Raw genomic sequence first — 14,825 nt, forward strand, 5'->3', positions numbered from 1 at the left:
CGGTTACGGCTGGAAGGCGGTTAGGCGTTCGTAAAGACGAACGTACTCTTTCGCAGAACGATTCCAACTAAAATCCCGGGCCATCCCTCGCTTTCGCACAGCCTCCAAGGCGGGCTTGTCGTCATAAAGGGCAAGCGCCCGGCCGATGGCCCATTCCAGGGCGTCAGAGAAGGGATGGTCGAAAACGATGCCGGTCCCCTCGGGGTCATGGTCGATGTGCACCACCGAGTCCGCCAGCCCCCCGGTGCGCCGGACCACGGGAATGGAGCCGTAGCGCAGGGCATAAAGCTGGGTCAGGCCGCAAGGCTCGAAGCGCGAAGGCACGAGCAGAAAATCGCTGGCGGCCTGGATCATATGGGACAAAGCTTCGTCATAGCCCACATGAATAGCCACGTGGCCGGGATGGGCGGCGGCGGCGCGGTTAAGCTCATATTCAAAATGCCGGTCGCCCGAGCCCAGAATGGCCAGAAAGACCCCGCCTTGCACCATGCGGGGAATGGCACTCAAGATGAGATCGATGCCCTTTTGCTCAACCATGCGGCTGACAAGGCCGAACACCGGGCGGCTGGGGTCGGGGTCGAGGCCCATCCGGCGTTGCAGCGCGATCTTGTTGGCGGTCTTGCCCGGATCGGGGTTGGCGGCATCAATCGGGGCGGCAAGACAGGGGTCGTGGACCGGGTCCCAGATCCCGGCATCAATGCCGTTCAAAATCCCCGACACGGCGTCGCCGCGCAGACGCAGCAAGCCATCGAGGCCCATCCCGCCCTCGGGGGAGCGGATTTCATCGGCGTAGGTCGGGCTTACGGTGCTGATGGCCTGGGCATACTGCAAGCCGGCCTTGAGAGCCGAGACCAAGCCGTGATGCTCCACACCGTCGATGCCGCGCATCCAGTGGGGCAGGCCGATCAGATCCAAAATCTCGGTGCCGAACAGGCCCATGTAGTGGAGATTGTGGATGGTGAAGAGCACCGGGGGGTGGCGGGCGCCCCAGGCCTTGAGGTAGGCGGGAACGAAACCGGTTTGCCAGTCATGGCAGTGCAGCACGTCGGGCCGCCACTGCATGAGGCCTCCGGTCCCGCCCATCATGGCCGCGACCTTGGAGAGCAGGGCAAAGCGGCGGAAATTATCGGGCCAGTCGTAGCCCGGATAGATCATGTAGGGGTTGCCCGAGCGCTCGAACATGGGCGGGCAGTCGAGCAGCCACAAGGGGCAGCCGGAATCGGGCATTTCGCCTTCGAGCAGGCGGGCCTCCCCCACCCCCAGGGGGTTGCCCAGCGCCACCGAGCGCCCGCTCAGACGGGCCTTGGCCATGGCGTCAGGGTAGGCGGGCAGCAGAAGGCGCGCGTCAATCCCCTGCGCGCGAAGAGCCACCGGCAAGGCTCCGGCCACATCGCCAAGGCCCCCGGTCTTGACCAACGGAAAGGCTTCCGAGGTCACAAACAAAACGTTCATGCGCGTCCCGATCCCTTTTTCGGAAGGCACGAGTTGGGCCTTCCGCATCCGGCGCCTGTGGTGCCAAGAATCCCGGCCCGAGACAAGCGCCATTCGCCCCGCCCCCCCGGCTGCCCGGCAAAAAACCGGCATCGAGGGGAGGGTTTACGATCTGAGTCGAAACATCTCACTTCGGTGATTTGCGCGTCGCCCTTCTTCCCTGCACCTCTTATAAAGGGGAACCACTCACCGCGCCCTCCCGACGCCACGAAGGAGCCGACCCTATGGATGAGATCACGGATTACCACCTCGACATCAACCGGGCGCTACGCGAGACCCTCGCCCTGGTGCTGGCGGGGGGGCGTGGCTCACGGTTGCATGACCTGACCAATCGCGAGTCCAAGCCGGCCGTGCCGTTCGGCGGGAAGTACCGGATCATTGATTTCCCGCTGTCGAACTGCATGAACTCGGGAATCCGGCGCATGTGCGTGCTGACCCAGTACCGGGCGCACACCTTGATTCACCACATCCAGCGCGGCTGGGGCTTCTTGAAGGCGGAGATCGGCGAGTTCGTCGAGCTGTGGCCGGCGCAGCAGCAGACCATCAAAGAAACCTGGTACCAGGGCACGGCGGACGCGGTGCACCAGAACCTGGAGCTGATCCGGGCCCATGATCCGCGCTATGTCCTGATCCTGGCCGGCGATCACATTTATAAGCAGGACTATTCCAAGCTGATCGCCCAGCACATTGCCTCGGGCGCCGACTGCTCGGTGGCCTGCGTGGACGTGCCACGCGCCGACGCCACGGGCTTTGGCTGCGTTGATGTAGATGCCGACGACATGATCGTCGGCTTCTTGGAAAAGCCCGCCAATCCGCCCAGCATCCCGGGCCACCCCGACCGCACCTTTGCCTCGATGGGCATTTACGTTTTCAACGCGGATTACCTTTACGAGATCTTGCGCATCGACGCCGAGGAAGCTGACAGCCAGCACGACTTCGGGCGCGACATCATCCCGTCGCAAGTGGGCCGGGCCCGCATCAAGGCGCACCGCTTCACCCAGTCTTGTGTGTATTCGGTCGGCCGGCGCGAGCCTTACTGGCGCGACGTGGGCACGCTGGATGCCTATTGGGCGGCCAACATTGATCTGGTCAGCGTGACCCCGGCCCTCGACCTTTATGATACCGACTGGCCGATCTGGACCTATCAGATGCAGCGCCCGCCGGCCAAGTTCGTCTTCGACACCGACGAACGGCGCGGCATGGCGGTGGACAGCATGCTCTCGGCCGGCTGCATCGTGTCGGGCGGCAAGGTCAGCGGCTCCTTGCTGTTCAACGACGTGCGGGTGAATTCCTACAGCGAGGTGATCGACACCGTCGTGTTGCCGATGAGCGACATCGGCCGTCATGCTCGCCTGACCAAGTGCATCGTGGGCACGGGCTGCCGCATTCCCGAGGGCCTCGTGGTCGGCGAGGATCCCGAAGAGGACGCCAAGCGCTTCTTGGTCTCCGAGACCGGGATCACCTTGATCACCCCCGAGCATCTGGCTCGGTTGTAAAACCCCGGGGGATTGGCGCGCGGCAAGCGAACCGACGCGCTGCCCCCGTCCCGTGGTGCCGCTTTCCAGGGCAGACGCCCCACGAGGTGCTTGCCAGCGGCCCGCGCGGATGGCTAGGGTCGAAAGCGGGGCGGCTCCCACCAGGGACAGCGCCCCGCCGCCCGGAGAGCGGTTCCCCGGGACGGCCCACGGGGCTTCCGGCGGCACAGGTCGGATGGCCCGCCGATGCAGCAAGGGGGTTCTCGCCGGATGACCGCCACCGCCGTCGCGTTGCAGGTTGACGACATCCATAAGTCTTTTGGGCGCCTGGAGGTCCTGCGGGGCATTTCCCTTTCGGCCCGCGATGGCGACGTCATCGCCATTTTGGGCTCGTCGGGCTCGGGGAAAAGCACGTTCTTACGCTGCCTTAATCTCCTGGAACACCCCGACCAGGGCGCCATCCGCTTGCGGGGCGAGGCCCTGGACTTGGTGCAAAGCCGCCAAGGCGGTGGCCTGAGTGCCCGCAATGCCCGCCAGCTTGCCGCCTTTCGCGCGCGCATCGGCTTTGTGTTCCAAAGTTTTAATCTGTGGCCCCACCTCACCGTCCTCGACAACGTGATCGAGGCGCCGGTCCACGTGAAGGGCGTCGCCCGGGCCGAGGCCCGCGACAAGGGGCTGGCCTTGCTGGAAAAGGTCGGCATTGCCCACAAGCGCGACAGCTATCCCTCCCACCTGTCGGGCGGGCAGCAGCAGCGCGCGGCCATTGCCCGAGCCCTGGCCATGGATCCCGAAGTCATCTTATTCGACGAGCCGACCAGCGCCCTTGACCCCGAACTGGTCTCCGAGGTGCTGGGCGTGATCCGGGCCTTGGCCGAGGAAGGCCGGACCATGCTCATCGTGACCCACGAGATGGGCTTCGCCCGCGACGTCGCCAGCGAGATCATTTTCCTGCACCAGGGGCGGATCGAGGAGCAGGGCCCCCCCAGCGAGATTTTCCACCACCCCAAAACCGAGCGGGCTCGCCAGTTCCTGGCCAAGCACTTGGTCGGCGGGGCCTGAGACCCAAAGGAGAAGACCGCGATGACCTTGAGAAAAGCCGCCGTTGCCCTGACCACCGCGCTCCTGCTCGGCGCGGGCGCGCTGATGGGGCCGCCGGCCCATGCCGAGACCCTGCGCTTCGCCACCGAGGGCGCCTTCCCGCCGTTCAACGCGGTCGATGACAAAGGCAAGCCCCATGGCTTCGATGTCGATATCGCCAAGGCCCTGTGCGCCGAGATGAAGGCCGAGTGCGAGTTGGTGGTTCAAGACTGGGACGGCCTGATCCCCGGCTTGCTGGCCAAGAAGTTCGATGCCATCATCGCCTCCATGTCGATCACCGAGGAGCGTCAGAAAAGCGTTCTCTTCTCCGATCCCTACTATTTCAATCAGTTCCACTTCGTCGGCCCCAAGGATCGCACTTTTACCCTGACCAAGGACGGCCTCAAGGGCCTGACCGTGGGCGCCCAGCGCGCCACCGTCTCGGCCAAGTGGCTGGAAGAGCACCTGGGCGATGCTGTTTCGGTCAAGCTCTACGACACCGCCGAGGAAGCCTACCTCGACCTGACCTCCGGGCGTCTTGACCTGATGCTCAACGACACCTACCCCACCTACGACTGGCTCAAGTCCCCGGCCGCTACCGGCTATGAGCTGAAGGGCGAGTCGGTGATCAAGGACGACAAGGTCGGTATTGCCCTGCGCCCCGGCGACACCGCCTTGGCCGCGTCTTTGAACAAGGCCCTGGCCGCGATCATCGCCAACGGCACCTATGCCGAGATCAACGCCCGCTACTTCCCCTTCAGCTTGCTGGCGCGCGAGTAGCTCTCCCCCGCCCCGGGGGGCATGCCCCGGAGCCCTCGGGTGGTGCCGGGCGTGGCATCGGGCACAAGAGAAAGAGACGGCTGGGGAGGCTGGCCTCCCCAGACCCCTCGTTCCCTGGGGCTTTGCCTCGCCTGACGGCGCAACGGGATCACATCCATGAACACCTTGACCGGCCTCGCCCTGGCGCCCCTGCTGCCTTCGCCACTGGCGTGGTCCCTGGCCGGCGTGGCCCTGGCGGTGGGGCTGGTTGGTCTCGTGCGTCGCGCGCGTGGCGCCGGCACGCGGCTTGTCGCGCTGGCGGCCCTGGTCCTCGCCCTTCTCAATCCCCAGTGGGTGACGGAAACCCGCAGCCCCCTGCCCGACGTGGCACTGGTGGCGCTGGATGTATCGCCCTCCCAAACCCTCACCGGCCGTGGCCCCGAGGCCGAAGCCGTGGCCGCCCGTGCCCGTCAGGCCCTAGCCCCCCTGCCCGGCCTGGAGACCCGCTTGGTCCGCGTGAGCGAGGGCGGTCCCCTGGGCACCCGCCTGATGAGCGCCGTGGACGAAGCCCTGGCCGACGTGCCGCGCGAGCGGCGGGCCGGCGTTGTTCTCGTGACCGATGGTCAAGTCCACGACGTCCACGGCGCGCCGACACCCGGCGCCCCGGTCCATGTCGTGCTGACCGGTCCCAAGGGCGGGCGCGACCGCTTGCTGATGCTGGCCGAGACCCCGCGCTTTGGACTGGTGGGCAAGCCGCTGCCCGTGACCGTGACGGTCGAGGACCCGGCCCTGGCCCCGGGAACCCCGGTCCCGGTGAGCGTCAGCCATAACGGAGCCCCCGGCGACACCCACTTGGTGCCCGCCAACACGCCAACCCCCCTCTCCCTGGTCCTGGAGACGGCGGGGCCCAATGTGATCGAGCTGTCCACCCCGGTGGTCCCCGGCGAGGTGGCGGCGGTCAACAATAAGATCGCCCTTGGGATCAATGGGGTGCGCGACCGGCTGCGGGTCTTGCTGGTGTCGGGCCAGCCGCACGCCGGCGAGCGGGTGTGGCGCAATCTGCTCAAGGCCGACCCGGCGGTGGATCTTGTCCACTTCACCATCTTGCGCCCGCCGATGAAGGAGGACCTCACCCCCTTGGCCGATCTGGCGCTCATTGCCTTTCCCATTCGCGAGTTGTTCGAGGAAAAGCTGGGCGACTTCGACCTGATCATCTTTGATCGCTTTGTGCGCTGGGGCCTGCTGCCCGACAGCTACCTGGACAACGTGGCGGCCGCCGTTGAACAGGGGGGGCCGTGCTGCTCAGTGTCGGCCCCGAGTACACCCAGCCCGATAGTCTGGCCGCCAGTCCGTTGGCCCGGATCCTGCCGGCCCAGCCCACCGGCCGAGTCCAGAGCCAGCCCTTTTTGCCCACCCTCACCGCCGAAGGCCAGCGCCATCCCGTGACCAGCGCCCTGCCCGGGGCCGACGCGCCTTGGGGCCCCTGGCTGCGCCAAGTGGAAATGTCCCCGCCCAGCGGCCGCGTCCTGATGACCGGCCGCGACGCCCTGCCCTTGCTGGTTCTCTCCCAGGTCAACAAGGGTCGCGTAGCGCTGTTGACCAGCGACACCATCTGGCTGTGGGCCAAGGGTTGGGAGGGCGGCGGGCCGCAAGGCGAGCTTCTGCGCCGCCTCGCCCACTGGCTGATGAAAGAACCCGACCTGGAGGAAGATGCGGTGCGCGCCCGCCTCGACGACGGCCAGCTTCTCCTCACCCGGCGCACCATGGGCAGCCTGCCCACGACCGCGCGGGTCCTCGGCCCCGATGGCCAGGAGCGAACCGTCCCCCTGACCGCCACCGGGCCCGGCAGTGCCGAGGCGCGCGTCTCGGCGCCCTGGCCCGGGGTCTACCGCGTTGAAACCCCGGATGGCGGCCGGGCGCTGGCCGTGGCCGGACAGCCCAATCCCCTGGAGACCACCCGCCTGACCCCGACCGACGCCCTGCTGGCCCCCCTAGCCCGCGACACCGGCGGCAGTGTCACCTGGGCCCAGGAGGGCTTGCCCGCCTTCCACCGGGTGGCCCCGGGACAGCCAGCACGCGGCCCCGGCTGGGTGGGGGTGGTGGCCAATGGCCGCCATGTGGTGTCCGGGGTGACCTTGAGCCCGGTGCTCGACACGCCGCTGGCGCTGGTGTTGATCTTGGGGGGGCTGGCGCTCGCGTGGTTCCGCGAGGGACGGAGCGACTGACCATCGTCTGACCCGATCAAAATAACCGGAACATTCAATTAGCCCTCCTTCCCCTGGAACGTTAGGATCCCCCCCACGAACCAACCACAGGAGGGCTCCATGTTCGTCCCCAACACGACCTTCAAGACCCGCGTGCGCAACGAAGCTCTGGGCGGCCCCAATCCCTTCGAATGGAAGGATCTCACCACCGCCGAGATCTTCTCCAACAAGAAGGTCGTTGTGTTCGCCCTGCCCGGCGCCTTCACCCCGACCTGCTCGACCAGCCATCTGCCCCGCTACGAGGCGCTGCACGACGAGTTCCGCGCCCTGGGTGTTGATCAGGTGATCTGTCTGTCGGTCAACGATGCGTTCGTGATGTACCAGTGGGGCAAGGCCCAGGGCGCCGACAAGGTGTTCCTGCTGCCCGACGGCAACGGCGAGTTCTCGCGCAAGATGGGCATGCTGGTGGACAAGTCCAACCTGGGCTTCGGCATGCGCTCCTGGCGCTATTCGATGTACGTGGTCAACGGCGAGGTCAAGAAGATGTTTGTCGAGCCGGGCCAGGACGACAACTGCCCCACCGACCCCTTTGAGGTCTCGGACGCCGATACCATGTTGAGCTGGCTGAAGGGCCAGCAGTAATCGGAAGAAGCAGGCTGGGGAGGCGGGCCTCCCCAGACCCCTCCGATCCTGGGGCGAAGGGTCAGCGGGACTGTGGGGTCTGGGGAGGCAAGCCTCCCCAGCCTTTTTTTTGCTCTACGGCACGGCCGGCAGATCGACGTGAAACGACGCCCCCTTGCCCACGGTGGACTCCACCCACAGCCGCCCCCCGTGCAAATCGACAATGCGCCGACACAAGGCCAAGCCCACCCCCGACCCCGTGCTGCGGGTCCCGTCCAGCCGATGAAAGAGATCAAACACGCTCTCCCGGGCGGCCGGCGGAATCCCAGGTCCGTTGTCACACACACTCACCCGCCAGATCCCCCGATCGGCTAGGGACGTGACTGTGACACCCACCACCGGCGCGCGCTCGGGATGCCGGTGCTTCAAGGCATTGCTCAACAAGTTCTGAAACAAGCGGGCCAGTTGCCCCTCGTCCCCCTCGACCCGCGCCTCGGTAGCCGGTAACACCACCGTGGCCTGATTTTCCGCCACCACCAGAGCCAGCGGCGCCAGAGCCCGATGCAACACCGCCTCCAAGGCCAAGCCCTGGCGGGTGGCCGGCCGGGTGGTCAGGCGGGCATAGTCGAGAAGGTCGTTGATCATGGTGGACATGCGCGCCGCGCCATCCAGGGCAAAGCCGATATAGGCCGCGGTTTCTCCGTCCAGCTGACTGCCCAGGCGCCGCTCGATCAGTTGCAGGTAGCTGCGCACCATCCGCAAGGGTTCTTGCAGGTCGTGGGAGATGCCATAGGCAAAGCTCTCCAACTCGGCGTTGGAGCGCACCAAAGCGGCGGTGCGCTCGGCCACCCGCTGTTCCAGGGCCGTGTTGACTTCGCTCAAACGGGCGTGACTTTCCTCCAGGGCGCGCAGGTCGTCGTAGGCCCGCAGGGCGGCAATGATGATGGTGAACAGTTTTTGGGCGGTGAGTTCGGTCTTGGCCTTGTAGTCGTTGATGTCGTAGGCGACGATCACATCGCGCTCGGGGGCTTGGCCCGGCTGGCCCGTGCGCAAAATAATGCGCACGCGCCGATTGCCCAGGTCCTCGCGCAGATGGCGCACCAGCCGCAGGCCGGCGTCCTCGGTCTCCATCACCACGTCGAGCAGGACCACCGCCAAGTCGGGATGCTGGGGCAGCAGGTGGCGCACCTCGGCCTCCGAGGTGGCAAACAACAAGCGCAGGCCCCGGTCCTTGAACCGCACCTTGCCGAGAACGGCCCGGGTGATGGCGTGGACTTCGGGATCGTCATCGGCCACCAGAATTTCCCACGGGGCCGCCTCGGTCATAACGACGGGGGGCGGGGCTTCCTCGCTGAACACGAGAAGGTCATCCGAAGGATCAAGGGGGCGCATCGAAGGTCCCTAGGCTGAAAAGAGCGCTCGTGAAGTGTGCACCCGGCCGCTGCCTCTGGCAACGCCTGCCCGAGGTCTCCCGAAAGAAAGGGAGACGCCCTGACAGATTTCGTAGGTTTTTGTCAAAAAAAAGCGGCGGGACGACCAGCGTCCCGCCGTTGGAAAGCTTGACAAGATCCTTACAAGCTTTTGTGGCCAGGGCCGAATTCGGGATAGGCCTCCAGGCCCAACTCGGACTTGTCGAGTCCGATGTTTTCCTCCTCTTCGGAGCAGCGCAGACCAACGGTAAACTTCAAGAGCACCCACACGACAAACGTGGTCACCAGGACAAAAGCACCAATGCTCGCCACCCCCAAAAGCTGGACCAGAAAACTGGTCTTGGGGTTGGACAAGGGCACCGCCAACGTCCCCCAGATGCCACACACGAGATGGACGGGAATGGCCCCGACCACGTCGTCGATACGCAGGCGGTCCAGCAAGGGCACGACCAGCACCACCAGCATGCCGCCCACGGCGCCAATGCCAATGGCCAGCAACGGCGAGGGCATCAAGGGTTCGGCCGTGATCGCCACCAGCCCCGCCAGCGCCCCGTTCAAGGTCATGGTCAGGTCCACCTTGCCGTAAAGAACCTGGGTCATGACAATGGCGGCGACCACGCCGGCCGCAGCGGCGAGGTTGGTGTTGACGTAAATGTTGGCGATGCCGGTAATCGCATCGGGCGAGCCCATCGACAGGTAGGAGCCGCCGTTAAACCCGAACCAGCCTAGCCACAGCATGAACATGCCCAAGGTCGCCAAGGCCAGATTGGCGCCGGGCAGGGGATTGACCCGGCCATCGGCGCTGTACTTGCCGCGACGCGCGCCCAGCACCAAGGCGCCCGTCAGCGCCGCCCAGCCGCCCACCGAGTGCACCAAGGTGGAGCCGGCAAAATCCGAGAAGCCCGCCTGATACAGCCAGCCGTGCCCCCACTGCCACGCCCCTTGAATGGGGTAGATGAGGCCGGTCAAAATCACGCTAAACAGCAAGAAGGGCCACAAGCGCAGGCGCTCGGCCAGGGCCCCCGAGACGATGGAGGCGGCGGTGGCCACAAACACCATCTGGAAGAACCAGTCGCTCATCACCGCATAGCCCTGGGCCACGTCGGGGCTGGGCGAGGGATCGTGCAAGAAAGACAGCGTGCCAATCCAGCCGCCGTCCACGCCCACGTACATCAGGTTATAACCGATCACATAATACATGAGACCGGCCACCGAGTAGGCGATGATGTTTTTCAACATCTGCATGGCGGTGTTCTTGGAGCGCACCAGCCCGCCTTCCAACATGGCGAAGCCGGCACCCATCCACATCACCAAGGCGCCATGGATCAAAAAGGAAAACGAGTTGAGGATATAGGCGACGTCATTCTTGAAGGCGTCGAGCGCCACGCTGGCCTCGGCGGCGGCGGTGGCCTCCAACGTCGAGGGCACTCCCGTGTCGGGGGAAGCCAGCCCGGGATCTTGGGCTAGCGCCGGCAGGGCCACGCCGACCACAAGGACGGCGAGCCCAAGGCCGCGAAGGGGATGCTGGGAAAAACTCATGAGAAGGGGCTCGTTGTCAAAGGGCATCGGTGCCGGTTTCGCCGGTACGAATACGCACGGCCTGTTCCAGCGACGAGACAAAGATCTTGCCATCGCCGATCTTGCCGGTGCCAGCCGCCGTGGTGATGGCTTCGATCGCCCGATCCACCACCTCGTCGCGCACGGCAACCTCGATCTTGACCTTGGGCAGGAAGTTTACCTGATACTCGGCCCCTCGGTAGATTTCTGTCTGGCCCTTCTGCCGCCCGAAGCCCTTGACCTCGGACACGGTCAACCCCTGGACATCCAGGGCGGCCAGAGCCTCGCGGACTTCGTCCAGCTTGAAGGGCTTGATGATCGCCATGATCAGTTTCATGCGTGGCTCCCCCATTGATTCCTGGTTGGAAACGCAGCCTTGCCCCGAAGGGCATGGCCCGACCCTGCCCCCGTGCCAGAACCCAGGGGGTCCAAGGGGCGCCCAACCATATGCCGGTTCACGGGAAAGAGGGAAGAGGGGCCGCCCGGCCGTGACGGCGAAAAAAGGCCGGCCAGGGAGGCGGGGCCTCCCCAGACCCCTCCCTCCCAAAGAGCGGTGTCGCTCTTTTAGCGGAAGATCACAGTCTTGGTGCCATTGATCATGATCCGGCGCTCGACATGCCAACGCACCGCGCGGGCCAGTACCACGGTTTCCAGGTCGCGCCCGGCCGAGACCAGATCGTCAACGCTGTTCTTGTGATCCACCCGCGTCACTTCCTGCTCGATGATCGGCCCTTCATCGAGATCATCGGTCACGTAGTGGGCCGTGGCACCAATGATCTTCACGCCGCGGGCGTGGGCCTGATGATAGGGCTTGGCCCCCTTGAAGCTGGGCAAGAAGGAATGGTGAATGTTGATGCAGCGGCCCGACAGGAGGTGACTGGCCTCCTTGGACAGAATTTGCATGTAGCGCGCCAAGACCACCACATCGGCCCGGGTGTCCTCGATGATCTTGAGGAAGGCCCGCTCCTGGCTCTCCTTGGTGTCGGTCGTCACCGGCAGGTGGTGATACGGGATGCCATGCCACTCGGCGATCTGAGCCATGTCGGGATGGTTCGAGACAATGGCCGGGATGTCCACGTGCAATTGGTTGGAGCGCCAGCGATGCACCAAGTCGTTGAGGCAGTGGCCAAAACGCGACACCGCAATCACCACCCGCGGCCGGTCGCGGGCCGAGATCAATTCCCACTGCATGCCATAGCGCTCGGCCAGCGGCGCGAAGCACTCGCGAAGGGCATTGGCCGAGGGCAGGCCGGGCGTGTCCGCGCGAAACACGGTGCGCATGAAAAAGCGTCCCGTGTCGGGATCGCTGTAATACGCCGCCTCGGTCGTGAAGGCTCCCTGGCTGTAAAGAAACCCGCTGACGGCGGCCGTGATGCCGAATCCGTCGGGACAGGTGATGGTCAGGATCAGGGAGTCACGAGGGTCTCCGGGCGGAAGAGGCTTGGGGCTACGCGACATGGCGGGCCGGTCCTTCTGGTTAGGAAGGTCCGCTGTTTACCCGCTTGATCCTAGTTCGTCCAGGGTGGATACCAAGGTCCCCACCAGGAGACGCCCGGCCGGTCCGCCGCGATCGACGTCGGGGAATGCTCTTCCCCCTTTTTTCAACCAGCGCGAGGAAATCAGGCCATGACGGCTCACCTCATTGATGGCAAGGCCTTCGCGGCCGGCGTGCGCGCCCGGGTCGCCGAGCGAGCCCAGGCCCTCGGCGTAACGCCGGGGCTGGCGGTGGTCCTGGTCGGCGAGGACCCGGCCAGCCAAGTTTATGTGGGATCCAAGGAGCGCGAGGCCCGAGCCGCCGGCTTTCACTCGGTGGTCCATCGCCTGCCGGCCACCACCTCGCAAGCCGAGTTGCTGGCCCTGATCCAGGCCCTCAACGGCGATCCGGCCATCCACGGCATTTTGGTGCAACTGCCGCTGCCGGCTGGCCTCGACGAAGACGCGGTGATCCTGGCCATCGACCCGGCCAAGGACGTGGACGGCTTCCATCCGGTCAACGTCGGCCGCCTCGCCTTGGGCCAGCCCGCCCCGGTACCCTGCACCCCGCGCGGCTGCCTCATGCTCTTGAAGGATCACCTGGGCGACCTGTCGGGACGCGAGGCCCTGGTCATCGGCCGCTCGGCCATTGTCGGTAAGCCCATGGCCATGCTGCTACTGGGCGCCAACGCCACCGTGACCATTGCCCATTCGCGCACCAAGGATCTGCCGGCCGTGTGCCGACGCGCCGACATCGTGGTGGCGGCGGTCGGCCGCCCCCATTTTGTCAAGGCCGACTGGCTCAAGCCGGGCGCCGTGGTCATTGATGTGGGCATCAACCGACTCGACCCCGCCCCCGGCGAAGCCAAGGGCCGGCTGGTCGGCGATGTCGATTTCGAGGCGGCGCGCCGTGTCGCCAGCGCCATCACCCCGGTGCCGGGCGGCGTTGGCCCCATGACCATCGCCTGCCTGCTCGACAACACCTTGGAAGCCTGCCTCGCCGCCCGGGCCTAGCCCCAGGGCCCAAGGGGTCTGGGGAGGTCAGCCTCCCCAGTCTTCGCCCGCCTCACCGGGCCCGATCGCGGGCATCCTCACCAAGACGGTCGGGACACACGATACGGATCTGGTGATAATCAATCTCGATACTGCCGGCGCGGCGCATCGCCTGCAAAATCCGGCTGGCGGTACGCCGCGACACGCCGCTCATGGTGGCCAAATCCTCCTGCGATAGATGGACCACCTCGGGCTCGGGCTGCCCCGTGCTTTGGGCATGCGTGTAGAAATAGAGGAGCATGCGCGCCAGCATGGCCTTGGAGGTCAAGGTGGCGCCATCCAAAACCCGGCGCAGGCTGATGCGCAAATAGAACAACGCCATGCGCGCCAGGAACAAGGCAATCTCCGGGTCCTGGTGCATAAGGCGCTGTAACGGCTGAACGGGAATAAAAAACACCTCGCTGTCCAGCACGGCGGTCGTGGCAATCAAGGTCACACTGTTGTCCACCACCGTGGCCCCGCCCACCCAGGTCCCGGAGAGGCCCATGGACGCCAGCACCTCGGTGCCGTTGGCATCGAGCATGGTCATGCGGAACTGGCCCGACACAATGCAATAAAGCCCGTCGCTCGGCTCGCCGAAATGCAGCAGCACCTTGCCCGCCCGGATCGTCTGAAACCGCCCCAGGGCGAGCACAGCCTTGCGCGAGGGCTCAGGAAGTGTGGCCAGCAGGGGATCGCACTCCAGAACCCTGCTCCCTTCCTCCCACCCCTTCCCCGCCGTCATCCGAACCTCCTTTCGGTAGGGTTCCTTTTTGTAGGGTGCCTCAGCGTGTTGCTGCGTATTGCGCCATCGATCGACATCCCTTGCAAGAATTTAGCGGGACGCCGGCCTCGCCCCCCGGTCCGCCCCCCTCCTCCCGCCGCAGGAAGCGGCCAAGGGGAACACGTGTTTCGTTGTAATTCTACTCGTATTGAGAATATTTCCTGGCGAGCCCGGGGTTTCCCACGTCAACTTCCTTACCTTAGCGATTTATATTTGAGATGAAACCTCCATTGAGCGCATTATCCATGATTGTTTTTTGCGAATTCATACAATCTCAATGGACACTACTCTCTTAAAAAGAGAATAAAACCAATGAAGATACTCGAGAATCGAGCTATACCCGTTGTGTTGGATTCAACACAAGGAGATCCCCCATGAAAGCGCTGGTTCTTGCCGTGGGTTGCTCTGCTCTCGCCCTTTTGACCGGTCTCGGTGTTGCCCAGGCGGCGAGCGGGCAGGTTAAACTCACATCGCTGCCGGCCCAAAATTTCGCCTTCTGCCTCAACAGTTCGGGAACGCTGGTCCTCAGTGATCAGGCCTCGACGGAAGTGGGGGTGATCGTGACCAATGTGGGCAACAGCCTCACGAATACATCGGGCTCCATCGTCGTCGCCGCCAACAACTACTATGGTAAAGGCGCCGGTGGCTCCTGGAAGTCTGGCATGGGCCAATTTACCTTGCCGGGCGGTAACTGTTACAACGTGGCCTCCATGAACAAGACAACCGGTCCCAATGGGTCCACCGTGTGGAAGTGCGCCTCGACCAGCGGCAGCCCGTCGGCGGCGGGGGCGACCATGTCCGGCCTCGTCAGCACCGAAACCCAACTGACCCCGATCTTCACCGGGATGATGATGGCGGGTGTGGCTTCGACCCTGAACGGCGCTCCCAACATCAATTGTAATCCTTGATTGTGTGCCTCCGG

General features: G+C 65.1%; 14 protein-coding genes. 8 read left to right on the top strand and 6 right to left on the bottom strand.

From position 1 onward, the window contains the following. Positions 1 to 3: 3 nt before the first annotated feature. Complete coding sequence (gene glgA / locus RSPPHO_RS00660; protein WP_041793630.1) at positions 4 to 1,452, bottom strand: glycogen synthase GlgA; 1,449 nt, start codon at positions 1,450 to 1,452, stop codon at positions 4 to 6. Between the two features lie 263 nt (positions 1,453 to 1,715). Between glgA and glgC the strand changes: the two genes are divergently transcribed. From glgC to RSPPHO_RS00685, 6 genes are all read left to right on the top strand, one after another. Further along, positions 1,716 to 2,987 (top strand): glucose-1-phosphate adenylyltransferase, encoded by a 1,272-nt coding sequence (glgC, locus tag RSPPHO_RS00665; RefSeq protein ID WP_041793631.1) that lies wholly within the window; start codon positions 1,716 to 1,718, stop codon positions 2,985 to 2,987. A gap of 249 nt (positions 2,988 to 3,236) precedes the next feature. Beyond that, positions 3,237 to 4,025 carry an ABC transporter ATP-binding protein gene (locus tag RSPPHO_RS00670; protein WP_041793632.1) on the top strand — a complete coding sequence of 263 codons (789 nt, stop codon included), beginning with the start codon at positions 3,237 to 3,239 and terminating at the stop codon, positions 4,023 to 4,025. 21 nt (positions 4,026 to 4,046) lie between these two features. After that, entirely contained in the window at positions 4,047 to 4,823 is a 777-nt protein-coding gene (locus tag RSPPHO_RS00675) for an ABC transporter substrate-binding protein (protein ID WP_014413356.1), read from the top strand. A 156-nt stretch (positions 4,824 to 4,979) separates the two neighbouring features. Further along, the gene (locus RSPPHO_RS20680) at positions 4,980 to 6,248 is read left to right on the top strand and encodes a hypothetical protein (protein ID WP_014413357.1); all 1,269 of its coding nucleotides are present in this window, start codon (positions 4,980 to 4,982) and stop codon (positions 6,246 to 6,248) included. After that, positions 6,209 to 7,027 carry a hypothetical protein gene (locus tag RSPPHO_RS20685; RefSeq protein WP_242390541.1) on the top strand — a complete coding sequence of 273 codons (819 nt, stop codon included), beginning with the start codon at positions 6,209 to 6,211 and terminating at the stop codon, positions 7,025 to 7,027. The genes RSPPHO_RS20680 and RSPPHO_RS20685 overlap by 40 nt, the downstream gene beginning before the upstream one ends. 99 nt (positions 7,028 to 7,126) lie before the next feature. Beyond that, the gene (locus tag RSPPHO_RS00685) at positions 7,127 to 7,648 is read left to right on the top strand and encodes a peroxiredoxin (protein ID WP_014413359.1); all 522 of its coding nucleotides are present in this window, start codon (positions 7,127 to 7,129) and stop codon (positions 7,646 to 7,648) included. 114 nt (positions 7,649 to 7,762) lie between these two features. On the opposite strand, the gene RSPPHO_RS00690 is transcribed toward RSPPHO_RS00685, so the two are convergent. The 4 genes from RSPPHO_RS00690 to purU form a co-directional block, all read right to left on the bottom strand. Continuing rightward, entirely contained in the window at positions 7,763 to 9,019 is a 1,257-nt protein-coding gene (locus RSPPHO_RS00690; protein ID WP_014413360.1) for a sensor histidine kinase, read from the bottom strand. 179 nt (positions 9,020 to 9,198) lie between these two features. Further along, on the bottom strand, positions 9,199 to 10,596 hold the full coding sequence (gene amt / locus RSPPHO_RS00695) for an ammonium transporter (protein WP_041796217.1): 1,398 nt from the start codon (positions 10,594 to 10,596) through the stop codon (positions 9,199 to 9,201). Positions 10,597 to 10,612: 16 nt separating this feature from the next. Beyond that, positions 10,613 to 10,951, bottom strand: a complete 339-nt coding sequence (locus RSPPHO_RS00700) for a P-II family nitrogen regulator (protein WP_041793633.1) — start codon at positions 10,949 to 10,951, stop codon at positions 10,613 to 10,615. Positions 10,952 to 11,178: 227 nt separating this feature from the next. Next, positions 11,179 to 12,072 carry a formyltetrahydrofolate deformylase gene (purU, locus tag RSPPHO_RS00705; RefSeq protein ID WP_014413363.1) on the bottom strand — a complete coding sequence of 298 codons (894 nt, stop codon included), beginning with the start codon at positions 12,070 to 12,072 and terminating at the stop codon, positions 11,179 to 11,181. A gap of 168 nt (positions 12,073 to 12,240) precedes the next feature. Between purU and folD the strand changes: the two genes are divergently transcribed. Then, positions 12,241 to 13,101: a bifunctional methylenetetrahydrofolate dehydrogenase/methenyltetrahydrofolate cyclohydrolase FolD gene (folD, locus tag RSPPHO_RS00710; protein WP_014413364.1), complete on the top strand. Its 861-nt coding sequence runs from the start codon at positions 12,241 to 12,243 to the stop codon at positions 13,099 to 13,101. A gap of 52 nt (positions 13,102 to 13,153) precedes the next feature. Here the strand turns inward: folD and RSPPHO_RS00715 are convergent, their stop codons facing one another. Beyond that, on the bottom strand, positions 13,154 to 13,864 hold the full coding sequence (locus RSPPHO_RS00715; protein ID WP_014413365.1) for a Crp/Fnr family transcriptional regulator: 711 nt from the start codon (positions 13,862 to 13,864) through the stop codon (positions 13,154 to 13,156). A 413-nt stretch (positions 13,865 to 14,277) separates the two neighbouring features. Between RSPPHO_RS00715 and RSPPHO_RS00720 the strand changes: the two genes are divergently transcribed. Continuing rightward, a complete protein-coding gene (locus tag RSPPHO_RS00720; RefSeq protein WP_014413366.1) occupies positions 14,278 to 14,811 on the top strand; it encodes a hypothetical protein in 534 nt (177 codons plus the stop codon). The last annotated feature ends 14 nt before the right edge of the window (positions 14,812 to 14,825 follow it).

The sequence above is a fragment of the Pararhodospirillum photometricum DSM 122 genome (assembly GCF_000284415.1).
Taxonomy (GTDB): domain Bacteria; phylum Pseudomonadota; class Alphaproteobacteria; order Rhodospirillales; family Rhodospirillaceae; genus Pararhodospirillum; species Pararhodospirillum photometricum.

What these genes read in the sequence shown, in the direction of transcription:
- RSPPHO_RS00685 (WP_014413359.1), top strand. Translation starts at nt 7,127, where the DNA reads ATGTTCGTCCCCAACACGACCTTCAAGACCCGCGTGCGCAACGAAGCT.
- RSPPHO_RS00670 (WP_041793632.1), top strand. Translation starts at nt 3,237, where the DNA reads ATGACCGCCACCGCCGTCGCGTTGCAGGTTGACGACATCCATAAGTCT.
- glgC (WP_041793631.1), top strand. Translation starts at nt 1,716, where the DNA reads ATGGATGAGATCACGGATTACCACCTCGACATCAACCGGGCGCTACGC.
- RSPPHO_RS20680 (WP_014413357.1), top strand. Translation starts at nt 4,980, where the DNA reads ATGAACACCTTGACCGGCCTCGCCCTGGCGCCCCTGCTGCCTTCGCCA.
- RSPPHO_RS00690 (WP_014413360.1), bottom strand. Translation starts at nt 9,019, where the DNA reads ATGCGCCCCCTTGATCCTTCGGATGACCTTCTCGTGTTCAGCGAGGAA.
- amt (WP_041796217.1), bottom strand. Translation starts at nt 10,596, where the DNA reads ATGAGTTTTTCCCAGCATCCCCTTCGCGGCCTTGGGCTCGCCGTCCTT.
- glgA (WP_041793630.1), bottom strand. Translation starts at nt 1,452, where the DNA reads ATGAACGTTTTGTTTGTGACCTCGGAAGCCTTTCCGTTGGTCAAGACC.
- RSPPHO_RS00675 (WP_014413356.1), top strand. Translation starts at nt 4,047, where the DNA reads ATGACCTTGAGAAAAGCCGCCGTTGCCCTGACCACCGCGCTCCTGCTC.
- purU (WP_014413363.1), bottom strand. Translation starts at nt 12,072, where the DNA reads ATGTCGCGTAGCCCCAAGCCTCTTCCGCCCGGAGACCCTCGTGACTCC.
- RSPPHO_RS00720 (WP_014413366.1), top strand. Translation starts at nt 14,278, where the DNA reads ATGAAAGCGCTGGTTCTTGCCGTGGGTTGCTCTGCTCTCGCCCTTTTG.
- folD (WP_014413364.1), top strand. Translation starts at nt 12,241, where the DNA reads ATGACGGCTCACCTCATTGATGGCAAGGCCTTCGCGGCCGGCGTGCGC.
- RSPPHO_RS00715 (WP_014413365.1), bottom strand. Translation starts at nt 13,864, where the DNA reads ATGACGGCGGGGAAGGGGTGGGAGGAAGGGAGCAGGGTTCTGGAGTGC.
- RSPPHO_RS00700 (WP_041793633.1), bottom strand. Translation starts at nt 10,951, where the DNA reads ATGAAACTGATCATGGCGATCATCAAGCCCTTCAAGCTGGACGAAGTC.